Source organism: Xanthomarina sp. F2636L (assembly GCF_026410195.1).
Lineage (GTDB): Bacteria > Bacteroidota > Bacteroidia > Flavobacteriales > Flavobacteriaceae > Xanthomarina.
In genome coordinates this window covers 1-13,196 of record NZ_JAPMLM010000074.1, presented here as the reverse complement: position 1 = coordinate 13,196, position 13,196 = coordinate 1, and the positions used below count along the sequence as shown (strand labels likewise).

The window sequence follows — 13,196 nt, the reverse complement described above, 5'->3', positions numbered from 1 at the left end:
TAATAAGGAAGTTGTTGTTTTAGTTGTATGTAATCTCCATTTGCATGGATTGCAAAATTACAATTTATAATGCTTTGAATGTGGGTTTTTATTTAAAAAAAAATCGTAAAAAGATGTTATCTTTTTAATGTGAAATGAGCTTTAAATGTTTTTCTTACCGAGTTTGTTGGTTCGGTATATTCTATTGTAAACCAATAATCGTTAGAAGATAAAGGTTCTCCATTATATGTACCATCCCAACCAATTCCGTTTGGGTTAATTTGTTTAAGAAGCTTTCCATATCTATCGTAAATAAAAATTTTAGCATCTAGTTTATTAGACATCCCATATAAGTTCCATGTATCGTTATGCCCATCGTTATTTGGTGTAAAGAATTTTGGATAGTCTATAACCGTTATTTCATAAATAAGTTCGTTACAGTTATAAGTATCTCTAACACGAATTATATGTTCGCCTCCATCAATATTTTGAAAAGTAGTAGTACTTTGCCACAAACCATAGTCTAAACTAATTAAGTAGTTTCCGTTTCCAATAATGCTCACTTCAATTGTATTATTCTTCGTAAAAGATTCACTTACAACTTCTGCAGTAATGCTTTCTGGTGGATATGAACCTACAACTTGAGTAGTTCCAGGAATATTACAGCCTGTTGAAATGTTTGTAGCATTTACGGTATAGTAACCAGTAGTAGTTGGAGAGAACGCACTTTGAGTAGCTCCAATAATCATATTTGTAGCATCTACTTCTTCGCCTTCATACCATTGAAAATTGTATTCTGTGTCACTTAAATGGGTTTCAATAGGAGGGTTTGGTAAAACAGTTTCAGTCATAGGGTTTATAACTTGGCTATTAGCGTCTAAACAAATAACATATTTGTTCTCTAATGCAATTTCTGGTACTGGATTTACAATTAGGGTTAAAGGTACAATTTGTGCACAATTATTGGAAGTAGGAGTGACTCTAACATAAATAATTTGACTAACAGGCACTGTATTTGTAAAGTCTAATGGGGTGTTAATGGTATTCGAATTTCCTTCAATTGCATCGAGTTCGTTTTCATAATAAGAAATTACAAAATCGGCAGCATTTAATCCGTTTAAGATGCTTAATTCTTGTCTAGTAATATCAAACGAATCATAACCATCATTATCAATTTCACATTCTTCAATTGGAGAAGGTGCTAGGTTTAAATTAGCATATATAACGGTGTTTAAAGTTAGGATTGTTTGAGACTTACAACCTTTTGGACCAGTAGCTACAACTACAATCTCTTTATCTAAAACAGTATTTAAATATGCTGATGGGTTACTGATAGGATTGGTGTTATCAACATCTAATTGCGATTCATAATAAACTAAATTAATAGAAGCATCGTTTCCTGTAATCTCATCTTTTCTAATAGTTAAATCATATTCAGTTTCAACTTGATTATTACAGATTATAATTGGAGCTGGTTGAATTAGTATAGGATTAGGATTTACAATCAAATTAAAACTCATTTCTGTAGAGTAGCATTCATCTGGATCTCCAATACCATTGTTATTATCATCAAATTGAGCTCTAACATAGATGGTTCTTGGAGTGGTATTATTTAAATAAGGACCAACAATAGGATTTAGATTGTTGTTAGCATCTACTAAACTTTCAAAATAAGAAATTAGCATAGGGGTTGTTTGAGAACCAATTACTTCGTTGTCTTTTAAAGTTAAATCAAAAGTAGCCTCATTGGTGTCACTACAAAGCTCATAATTTGAAATTGGGTTTAGCAGAGGCAAGGCATCAACAGTCAGGGTTATATGTTCTCCTAAACCAAGACAAGCATTTGCATTCTCGCTATCTATTCTAACATAAATATTTTGGGTGAAAGGCGAAGCTTCGTTTCTATGATTGCTAATATCTAAAATGGTATTTTCTTCTGAAAGCGCATCTGCCATATTTGTATAGTAGGTGATTTCAATAGGTTGGCCAGCAGGAAATAAAGCCTCAATTTGAGCTGTTGCATCACTAAAATCAAATGAAGCAATACCATTTGTATTGTCTCCATCAATAAGGGTGTCATCGCAAACCTCATAAGTTAATTGAAAAGATGCTGGTATTTGTGTCGCTACAACTTCTAAGTCAATTCTTGAAGTTTTAAAACAGTCTGGAGAACTTTCAATTCTCGAAAAAACAATATCATTAAATGGGTTTAAGTTTGTATAAGCCGTCACGTTTGTTATTTGGTCAGAAACTAGCCCAGAAATTGCTTGCGCTTCTGTAAGATAATAAGTAAATGTTTCGTTATCTGAATTGTTAGAAATTAACGTGTTTGCTTCATTTAAATTAAACAAGGTTAAACCATCTAAATTATCATCACATTGCTCTAAGGTCACACTTGGTATTATTGATGGCATAGGATAAACTACTAAGTTAATAGCAGATGTAGCGTAACAATCTGGATGATCTATATTTTCTAACCTGACTACAATATCTTGTTGGAAAGCAGAGGTGTTAGTATATATTAAGCTTAGAGGAGATGCATTATTATTGGCGTCGGTTTGGTTTAAATGGTATGAGATATTGAATTGTGTTGGATCTTGTGTATCATAAATTTGTGGTGAAATAGTGTTTAAATCAAATTTGGCGTATCCATTGGTGTCATCTCCGTCATCATTGTTGTCGCATTGATCGTATAAAACAGGTATGGTTGTTGGCATATCAAAAACATCTATTACAAAACTGGTAGTTTCATAACAATCTGGATTGACATTACTTTCAATTCTTACATAAATGGTTTCAGCTTGATAAGCCACTTGGTTTGTATAGTTATTTGGTAACGAATTTGAATTTGTATTAGCATCTGTGAGATTTGTGTGAAAGCTAACACTAAACTGAGTAGCATGTTGTGTGCCTAAAACCACGTTGCTAAGAGCAAGCATGTTAAAATCCCAAAAGCCATCATTGTTATCATCACATATTAATTGATCTGAAACAGGATTTGCAACAGGACTTGTGGTAAACTCAATTATTATTGAATCTGTTGCTACACAAGATGAACCATTATCTATTAAAACACTATAGGTCCCATTTTCTACAACAGTTAAAGTTGAATTTGTTTCTCCATCAATCTCAACATCATTTAGATACCAAGTATGTGGCGCAAAACTAGTAGGAATATGAGTGTTTAAAATAACAGCATTGTTAGAGCAAGCAGGATTACCTGTGGAAATGGATAGATCTTCACCAAGGTCTAGCCCTAGATTGAATCCACCAGCTTCTAAAAAGATAGCAGAATCGTATAACGGATCTCCTTGGTCTGCCACTACTAGCTTAATTTCGTAGGTTTGGAAAGGAGTTACTGTGGCACTAGCTGTTAATACTTTGGTTTGTCCACCGTAATTGGTATGAGGTAAATCATAACCTTCAAAATAAGTAACATTTGAAGGACATCCATTGGAATTATTAATATTAGTTACGCTAACAGGAGTATTATCTGGTAGAACTGCTAAATTGGTATATGTAGTAGTACCAACTTCACGTAAAAGAAATGCAAAACTATCGGAATAATCGCATTCAAAGTAGCCATCATATTCTTCTGAGGCCATAATGAAATTAAAACTAAAATCTGAAGATATTGGAGTGAACTGAAATTTAATAAACGTGGCATCGTAAGTATTAATAATACCTAGCGCTGTTTCTAAATCGTTATCTCCAGGAGTTCCATTTATAAAATCAGGAAAAGGGCTGTCATTGTTTACGGTGTTTCCTGCCGAGTAAGCTCTTCCACTTGTTATTATTAAACCTTCATCGAAAGCAAAGTTGCTCCCGGTTGGTTTCTTAAAATACCCATAACTTTTAGTGTATGTTTGATTGGCAGATCCAGAAACTTGAGAGGTAAAATTATCTACATCAGCACAATCTCCGCTTATAAGAACATTTTCTACTAATTGTTGCAAACTGAAACCAGACTCAGGATCTGCTAAATTATTGATATCTAAAATTTGAGAATAACTAGCAAATCCAGTGAGTATTAATATAAGGGATAATATTTTTTTCATAGTTAGCTAGGTGCTTTTAAAGCTTATAATTAGGGGAGTTTTATAAAATTACAATTTATAATGACTCATTAAAAGTTTCTCATACATTTTATCAGGGAGTATCCTTTTTAAAACAATAGAAAATTTTTGCATAAACTCACCAACTTTATAATGAATTTTTGGGTTTGGTGTGTTAATTATTTTATGAATAGCTTTTGCCATGAGCAAAGGATCTTTTCCAGAATCTACGTGAGTATCCATTAGTTTTAACGTATTTCCGTAGGGTGTTTTATAAGGAGATGTTTCTAAAATAGGCGCATGATAACGCCCGGAAGCAATATTTGTAGCAAAATCGCCAGGAGCTACATTCGTCATCTGAATATTAAAGTCTTTTAACTCCATTCTAAAAGCTTCTGTTACCAACTCGAAAGCACCCTTGCTAGCACTATAAATACCACGATAAGGCAAGCCCATATACCCAGCAATAGATGTAATATTAATGATGAGCCCGGAACCATGTTCTCGCATACTGGGTAACACAGCTTTAATTACATTTATAGGACCAAAGAGATTGGTCTCAAAGTTGTTTTTAATTTCTGTTTCAGGAATTTCCTCTATAGGACCAGTAATTCCAACGCCAGCATTGTTAATCAATACATCTATTCTGCCTTCTTTAGAAAGGACCTCACTAATAGCATGAGTAATGGTTTCGTTGTTTGTAACCTCTAAAGCAACTATGGGAAATTTACTAGTTGGATATTTTTCTGGAGATCTACTTGTTCCATAAACAATATATCCTTGTGTGATTAAATATTCACCAACCGATTTTCCAATTCCAGAGGAACCTCCAGTTATTAAAACAACTTTAGACATAATTATAATGTATAGTTAAAAATGTAAAATTAAAAATGTATTGCAGAAAGTTGATATAAAATAAGAAAGATTTGAAAACAAAGAACTTTCAAATCTAAGATATTATATTAAAAAGCAGGTAGTACTCTTTAAACTGTATATAAACTAAAAAAATCTTGATTTGCTGTAGCTTTCAAGATTTTGAGTTTGTTGTAAAAAAAAAAGGGCAAGCTACCTACATCACACCGCTACGACCGTTTACCTTTGCTGTGTTCCCACCCTGGAGGATTCAACAGGAGCTGGTTGTGTAGGACTTGCCCGGCGCAAAGATACAATCTTTTAAATTTAACGCAATGATTTTTTAAACTGAATTTTAATAAATAACTTGCCAAAAAATTTAAAGTTAAAATGAAGACATTTAAATCTCTTACAATCATATTTTTAGGAAGTTTTTTACTCTCTTGTGGGAGCAATTCTACACAGAAAAAAAATGATATTTCTATTAAAACAAATGCAGAAGGGCACGCAATGACTACCGATAAAACCCTAGAATTAGGAATTTCTAACCCAAAAAATCATGAAATATCATCTGTTGAGTTCAAGTTAGATGGTAAGCCAGTTTCAGAACAAGTAGATTTAAAAACTTATAGATTGGGAGATCACCTTATTGAAGCGACTCTTAATTTAGGAGGAGACACAGAGACCGTTACTCAAAACATAACTATTTTAAACAATCAAACCCCAAAGGTTTATTCCTATAAAATAATTAACGAATACCCACACGATATTACTTCTTATACCCAAGGCTTGGAATTTTATAATGGTGAACTGTACGAAAGTACCGGACAATTTGGAGAATCTAAACTTAGAAAAGTAGATTATAAAACAGGAAAAGTTTTAAAAAACATCGATTTAGCCGATGCCTATTTTGGAGAAGGTTTAACTATTTTAGATGATAAAATTTACCAACTTACCTGGAAAAGTGGCACTGGACTTGTTTACGATGTAAATACCTTTGAAAGAACAGGTAGTTTTAAATATGGCAATAGTAAAGAAGGTTGGGGGATTTGCAACGATGGAACAAAACTCTACAAAAGTGATGGCACCGAAAAAATATGGACATTAAACCCAGAAACTTTAACGGAAGAAAGCTTTATTCAAGCCTACCATAATAAAGGAAAAGTGGTAGAATTAAACGAATTGGAATGGGTTGATGGGAAAATTTATGCCAACCGTTACAATAAAAACGGGGTGGCAATAATAAATCCAGAAAATGGTGCCGTTGAAGGAGTTATCGATTTTACGCCATTAAGAAAAAAAGTAACTCAACATCCAAAACTAGATGTTTTAAATGGGATTGCTTATAACCCAGAGACTAAAACCTTTTTTATTACAGGAAAACGTTGGGATAAACTCTTTGAAGTAGAAATTATAGAAAACTAAATTTTGCAGACTTACGAGACTTTAATAACCGTTACAGAAGATGATCTTGACGAGCTTAACCATGTAAATAATGTGCGTTATGTACAATGGGTTCAAGATGTAGCTAAAGAACATTGGTTATGTAAAGCCCCAGCAGATATTACAGATGCTTATTTTTGGATTATGCTATCACATTTTATAGAGTATAAGCGGCCAGCGCTTTTAAACGATGAGATTAAGTTAAAAACCTACGTTACTAAATCCGAAGGAGTTACTTCAATAAGAATCGTCGAAATTATCAATAAAAAGACAAATAAACTCCTTGCAAAATCTGAAACCACTTGGTGTTTTATGAGTTCTAAGACTCTTAAGCCTACTAGAATTTTAGATGAAATCTCAAAAATATTTCGCTAAAATCTAAGATTCATATGAATTCATCAATTCAAAAGTTATATTTTTACCAAGTACATGATTCACTATTATTAAATGATCATTAAAAAATGAAACAAGCCTTTTATCTTATTTTATGTTTAAGCGTTTTAATTTCTACTAATTCCTGTAGAAAAGATTTGGATTTTGGTCCAAGCTCTGGAAACCTAGAATTTTCAAAAGACACCATTTATTTAGATACCGTTTTTACTAATATAGGTTCAAGTACTTACAATCTTAAAGTTTATAACAGAAGCAGTAATGATATTAGTATTCCTTCTATTAGATTGGCTTTGGGTGAAGATTCTGAATACCGTTTAAATGTCGATGGAATGCCTGGTAAATCTTTTGAAAATGTAGAGATTCTAGCCAAAGATAGCATGTATGTATTTGTAGAAACCACCATAGATATTAATAATTTGCCTAATCTTAATGGGGAATTTTTATATACAGATAAAATAGAATTCGATTCAGGTTCTAATTTTCAATCTGTAGAACTTGTAACTCTTGTAAAGGATGCTGTTTTTATTTATCCAGATAAAGATAATACCACTGGCATTATCGAAACTTTGACTTTAAATATTGGAGGTGAAGTTGTTGAAACAGAAATTCAAGGACGTTATTTACTGCCAAGCGAATTAACCTTTACAAACCAAAAACCTTATGTAGTATATGGTTATGCTGCTGTTCCTAATAACGAAATCCTAACGGTGGAAGCTGGTTCAAGAGTTCATTTTCACGCTAATTCAGGAATTTTGGTAGCTGAAGGAGCTAGTTTACATGTTAATGGAGCTTTAAGTTCTGATCCAGATTTGTTAGAAAACGAAGTTATTTTTGAAGGCGATAGATTAGAGCCTGCTTTTTCTAATGTTCCAGGACAATGGGGAACTATTTGGATGATTGATGGTAGTGTGAATAATATTATTAATTATGCCACCATTAAAAATGGGGCTGTTGGAATTTTAAGTGAAGGAAATCCAGATGCTATAAATAATAAATTAACCATTACTAATTCGCAAATTTACAACTCGAGTAATTTTGGAATCTTAGGTAGAAGAACCTCTATTTTAGCTGAAAATATTGTGATTAATAATTCTGGGCAGACCAGTTTTGCTGCAACCTATGGAGGAAAATATAATGTTACCCATAGTACCATTGCTAATTATTGGAATAATGGTTTTAGACAATTTCCAGCTTTATTGATAAATAATTTTTTTGATACTGTAGATACGAGATTTATAACCGATTTAACCGAAGCCAATTTCAATAATTGTATTATTTATGGGAACGATAATCCGGAGTTTATTCTAGATGAAATTGAAGATCCTTCAGTTGTTTTCAATTTTAAGTTTACTAATTGTTTGTTGAGGTTTGAAGATACTAGCGGGAATTTTACCGGTGCTAATTACGATTTTAATAATCCTGCTTTGTATGAATTGAATGTTTTCAATCAAAATCCTGCTTTTAAAGATACAGGAGCCAACCAGATGATTATTGGTAATGATTCTGCTGCAAATGGTATAGGAAATCTAAGTTTTGCAGGACAAGTGCCAAACGATATTTTGGGTGTAAGCAGAACGACTTCACCAGATGCTGGAGCTTATCAGCATGCAGATTTTTAAGCTTTAAGTTTTGTCATTCCGACGATAGGAGGAATCTAAAGAGTATAGTTAAGCTTTTGCAGATTCTTCGGTCATTCTTTCCTTTGAATGACAGCAGTACGCATAAAAAAACCCGCATTTAAGCGGGTTTTTCATTTTTATATAATTTGGTTCGTAGTTTATGCAAACAAAGGCAAACCACTCATCATGGCATTTACTTTTCCTGCAATAGCTTCTAGTTTGGCTTCATCTTGATAATTCATTAAAGCTTCATCTACTAAAGCTACAATGCCTTCCATATCTCCTTCTTTTAATCCTCTAGTTGTAATGGCTGGTGTTCCAATTCTAATTCCAGAGGTTACAAATGGCGATTTATCATCAAAAGGTACCATGTTTTTATTCACAGTAATATCTGCTTTTACTAAAGCTTGCTCGGCATCTTTTCCAGTAAGATCTTTGTTTCTTAGATCAATGAGCATCATGTGGTTGTCTGTACCACCAGAAATAATATGGTAACCTCTATCTACAAAGGCTTTGGCCATAGCTTGTGCATTCTGTTTTACTTGCAACATATAATGCATAAAGTCATCCGTTAATGCTTCACCAAAAGCAATGGCTTTAGCGGCAATAATATGTTCTAAGGGACCACCTTGATTTCCAGGGAAAACAGCAGAATCCAATAAAGAAGACATTTTACGTAAGTTGCCATTTTTAAGTGTTAATCCAAACGGATTGTCGAAATCTTGTCCCATCATAATCATACCACCTCTTGGTCCACGTAGTGTTTTATGGGTAGTAGTTGTTACAATATGGCAATGTGGAAGTGGATCGTTTAAAATACCTTTAGCAATTAAACCAGCTGGATGCGAAACGTCAGCTAATAATAAAGCTCCAACGCTATCAGCAATTTCTCTAAAACGCTTAAAATCCATGTCTCTGGAGTAAGCAGAAGCACCAGCAATAATTAATTTTGGTTTTTCTTTTTCAGCCATTTCAGCAACATGGTCGTAATCTATTAGACCAGTTTCTTTTTTAACACCATAAAACACGGGATTGTATAATTTTCCTGAAAAATTTACAGGAGATCCGTGCGTTAAATGTCCTCCATGTGATAAATCGAAACCAAGAATTTTATCACCAGGTTTCAAGCAAGCAGCATAAACAGCTGTGTTTGCTTGACTTCCAGAATGTGGCTGTACGTTCACGTAAGCAGCATTAAACAAAGTTTTTGCTCTGTCTATGGCTAATTGTTCTACCTCGTCAACAACCTCGCAACCTCCATAATAACGCTTCCCAGGATACCCTTCGGCATATTTATTGGTTAAAACAGAACCAGCAGCTTCCATAACCTGGTTGCTTACAAAATTTTCCGAAGCAATTAACTCAATGCCTTCTAGTTGTCTGTTTTTTTCAGCTTCTATTAATTCGAATATTTGTTCGTCGCGTTGCATATATGAATATTTTTTTATTTCCATAATTCTCGAATTTTCGAGAGGAAATCTAGTTATAGTTAAAATCATGTCAAAAATAACAAATAGATTAGTTTAAATCACCAAAAAACATATATTTACTTCGCTTTTAGTATTTCATTAACTATTGAAAGACAAACCACATTTTTTCCTTATTATTAGTATAAAAATAAAAAGTTATGTAGGTTTGAATAGAAATTATTAATTTACAAACTCAGAAAAGTTATGCCAATGTCAGCTAACAATCCAGATAGAAGATCGTGGTTACACGTCGATAAAAATTCAGATTTTCCAATTCAAAACATTCCTTTTGGGGTGTTCCTTACACGAGACGATATTATTACCATCGGAACGCGAATAGGAGATACAGCTATAGATTTAGGTGCCTTACATCAATTAGGTTATTTTGAAGGAATCCCGTTGACCGACGATATTTTTCTTCAAGATTCCCTTAACGATTTTATTGCAGACGGAAGAAAAACTTGGCGTTTAGTAAGAAATAGAATAGCTCATATTTTTGATGCTGAAAATGGTGATTTAAAAAACAATTTAAAACATAAGGAAATTGTCTTATTTCGATTAGATGAAATTGAAATGCAATTGCCAGTTCAAATTGGCGATTATACAGATTTTTACTCGAGTATAGAGCATGCTACTAATGTAGGAACCATGTTTCGTGATCCGGAAAATGCGCTAATGCCAAACTGGTTACATATTCCTGTAGGATACCATGGAAGAAGTAGTTCTATTATTCCTTCGGGAATTCCAATCCACAGACCACAAGGACAAACGCTTCCTGCTGGGAGTGATACCCCTGTTTTCGGACCTTCAAAATTAGTGGATTTCGAACTTGAAATGGCCTTTATTACTACAGATGCTAACGATTTAGGGGAGCCAATTCCTATAGATGAAGCTGAAGAATATATTTTCGGTCTCGTATTGTTTAACGATTGGTCTGCCAGAGATATTCAAAAATGGGAATATGTGCCATTAGGACCTTTCTTGGCAAAAAGTTTTGCGTCGTCTATTTCTCCCTGGATAGTAACTTTAGATGCTTTAGAGCCTTATCGAGTAGAGAGTCCGAAGCCATTAAAACCACAATTACCATATTTACAATATAAAGGGAAGAAAAGTTACGATATTAAGTTGGAAGTAGCCATTAAACCTAAAGCAGCAAAAGAAACTATTGTGAGTAAGTCTAATTTTAAATATATGTACTGGAATATGGTACAACAATTAGCCCATCATACGGTTAATGGTTGTCCTGTGAATTCTGGAGATATGATGGGTTCTGGAACCATTTCTGGTCCAACTCCAGATTCTTATGGCTCCATGTTGGAATTGTCTTGGAGAGGAGAAAAACCTCTAAAGTTGAAAGATGGAACAGAACGTAAATTTATAAACGATTACGATACGGTTACCATGCGTGGCTATTGTGAAAAAGATGGCACTAGAATTGGTTTTGGTGAAGTCTCAACCCAATTGCTTCCCATATTTAATCCGAAGAAAAATAAATAAGATGAAGCGACCAACTGGTCGCTTTTTTTTTATCATAAAAGTTGTCATTCATAGCCTTTCGACTGTCGCTCAAGACAGGCTATAGCGAAGAATCTATTCAATTAAATAATTTTTTGTATGAAAAAATATAGTTTACTTTTTGCTCTTGTCATTTTGGTTTCTTGTAAATCTGAAAAAGAAGAACCACAAAAAACCTTACAAATAGGAACCTATAAAGCTCTCTTAAAAGTAAATGATAGTATTGATATGCCCTTTGTTTTTATGGTTTTATCTGAAAATAAGCTCCAGATTTTTAATTCTGAAGAGGTGATTGATGTTGATGAAATTACCTATAGAAACGATTCTGTGTTTATAAAACCTCCAGTTTTTGATAGTTATATTGCTGCAAAAATAACAGATGCAGGTTTGGAAGGAAACTATATAAAAGACGATTTAAATCGAAATGTTCCTTTTACAGCCGTTTTTGGGAAAACAAAACGTTTTGAAGTTGAAAACAATGCAGAAACGGATGTATCTGGAAACTGGGAAACTATTTTTAGCCCAGATTCGGAAGCTGATAAATACATCGCTAAAGGCATCTTTAAGCAAGACAAAAATAAAGTAACAGGAACTTTTAGAACTACGACAGGGGATTACAGGTTTCTAGAAGGCGTTTTGGATGGTAATCAGTTAAAACTATCAACTTTCGACGGGGCTCATGCTTATTTGTTTCATGCAACTGTAACAGATAGCATCATGCAAGGCATGTTCTATTCTGGAAACCATTATAAAGAGCCTTTTACAGCAAAACGTAATGAAGCTTTTGAATTACCCGATGCTAATAATTTAACCTTCTTAAAAGAAGGCTATGATAAGGTGGCTTTCTCTTTTCCAGATGAAAATGGTAAGATGGTTTCTTTAGAAGATGACCGGTTTAAAGACAAAGTTGTCTTGGTACAAATAATGGGAACCTGGTGCCCAAACTGTTTAGATGAAAGCAAATATTTAGCAAATTATTATAAAAACAATAAAAACAATAAAAACAATGGCTTAGAAATTATAGGTCTAGCTTTCGAATACACTAAAACTGAAGAAAAGGCTATTGCTAACATAAAAAGACTAAAAAATAGACTAGAGATAGATTATCCAATCTTATTAGCACAATATGGGAGCTCTAGTAAAGTATCTGCTCAAGAAAAATTGCCTATGTTAAATCAAGTGCTGAGTTATCCAACCACGATTTTTATTGATAAAACGGGGAACGTTCGTAAAATTCATACAGGGTTTAATGGACCAGCCACTGGCGAAAAATATTTAGAGTTTACGAATGAGTTTGAAAGTTTTGTAAAAGAGTTGAAAGAGGAGTAGTATTTTCTTATCAACATCTTTTGTAATATTTTTGGTTATTTAAATTTATAAATCCTATCATTTTCAAATCTTTATTTTTTTTAAAAATCTACCTTTTACCTAATTTTTAATAGTTAAAAAAATTATAATTTTTTTCACACTGATTCTGACCTAGTTATCATGAATAAGCCATTTATACACTTGATAAACAGTGTATTGCGCATTTTCTGTTTTCTTATATTTATGCTAATGAAATAAATAACTACATTTATTTGTCTAAGATTTAATAAAAATTCTTTGACAAATAAAATAAATTGTCTAAGTTTGTATAGTTATTAACTAGACAAAAATATAATGATGAAACAGTTTTACAATTTTTCAAAAGGATTAACAGGCAGAAAAACGGCCTTGTTAAATGTTCTAATGTTCGTGAGCTTATTATTCAGTAATAATTTAAATGCTCAAACATGTTCAGCCGATGCAGGCACCTTAACAGCCGATGCCACTCCAGTACAATTATCTGGAGCAAGTGTTACAATTAGTGCCACACAAGGCACAGCACC

9 protein-coding genes and 1 other RNA gene are annotated in these 13,196 nt (G+C 33.1%); 6 read left to right on the top strand and 4 right to left on the bottom strand.

Going from position 1 to position 13,196, the window contains the following annotated elements; genetic code table 11:
• Window positions 1–116: 116 nt before the first annotated feature.
• The 3 genes from OS191_RS15030 to ffs form a co-directional block, all read right to left on the bottom strand.
• On the bottom strand, window positions 117–4,037 hold the full coding sequence (locus OS191_RS15030; protein WP_267156517.1) for a T9SS type B sorting domain-containing protein: 3,921 nt from the start codon (window positions 4,035–4,037) through the stop codon (window positions 117–119).
• Window positions 4,038–4,085: 48 nt separating this feature from the next.
• Complete coding sequence (locus OS191_RS15025; protein WP_267156516.1) at window positions 4,086–4,889, bottom strand: SDR family oxidoreductase; 804 nt, start codon at window positions 4,887–4,889, stop codon at window positions 4,086–4,088.
• A 200-nt stretch (window positions 4,890–5,089) separates the two neighbouring features.
• An RNA gene (ffs, locus tag OS191_RS15020) (signal recognition particle sRNA small type) lies at window positions 5,090–5,188 on the bottom strand.
• An 88-nt stretch (window positions 5,189–5,276) separates the two neighbouring features.
• On the opposite strand from ffs, the gene OS191_RS15015 reads away from it, so the two are divergent.
• From OS191_RS15015 to OS191_RS15005, 3 genes are all read left to right on the top strand, one after another.
• Window positions 5,277–6,311, top strand: a complete 1,035-nt coding sequence (locus OS191_RS15015; RefSeq protein WP_267156515.1) for a glutaminyl-peptide cyclotransferase — start codon at window positions 5,277–5,279, stop codon at window positions 6,309–6,311.
• A gap of 3 nt (window positions 6,312–6,314) precedes the next feature.
• A complete protein-coding gene (locus tag OS191_RS15010) occupies window positions 6,315–6,704 on the top strand; it encodes an acyl-CoA thioesterase (RefSeq protein ID WP_267156514.1) in 390 nt (129 codons plus the stop codon).
• 86 nt (window positions 6,705–6,790) lie between these two features.
• The gene (locus OS191_RS15005) at window positions 6,791–8,341 is read left to right on the top strand and encodes a hypothetical protein (RefSeq protein ID WP_267156513.1); all 1,551 of its coding nucleotides are present in this window, start codon (window positions 6,791–6,793) and stop codon (window positions 8,339–8,341) included.
• 158 nt (window positions 8,342–8,499) lie between these two features.
• On the opposite strand, the gene glyA is transcribed toward OS191_RS15005, so the two are convergent.
• Window positions 8,500–9,771: a serine hydroxymethyltransferase gene (glyA, locus tag OS191_RS15000; RefSeq protein WP_267156593.1), complete on the bottom strand. Its 1,272-nt coding sequence runs from the start codon at window positions 9,769–9,771 to the stop codon at window positions 8,500–8,502.
• 243 nt (window positions 9,772–10,014) lie between these two features.
• Here glyA and fahA point away from each other — a divergent pair, with 243 nt between their 5' ends.
• From fahA to OS191_RS14985, 3 genes are all read left to right on the top strand, one after another.
• On the top strand, window positions 10,015–11,307 hold the full coding sequence (fahA, locus tag OS191_RS14995; protein WP_267156512.1) for a fumarylacetoacetase: 1,293 nt from the start codon (window positions 10,015–10,017) through the stop codon (window positions 11,305–11,307).
• Window positions 11,308–11,424: 117 nt separating this feature from the next.
• Window positions 11,425–12,654 carry a TlpA disulfide reductase family protein gene (locus OS191_RS14990; RefSeq protein ID WP_267156511.1) on the top strand — a complete coding sequence of 410 codons (1,230 nt, stop codon included), beginning with the start codon at window positions 11,425–11,427 and terminating at the stop codon, window positions 12,652–12,654.
• Between the two features lie 336 nt (window positions 12,655–12,990).
• Window positions 12,991–13,196, top strand: a 206-nt coding sequence (locus tag OS191_RS14985) for a hypothetical protein (protein ID WP_267156510.1), incomplete at its 3' end; no start/stop codon positions are given.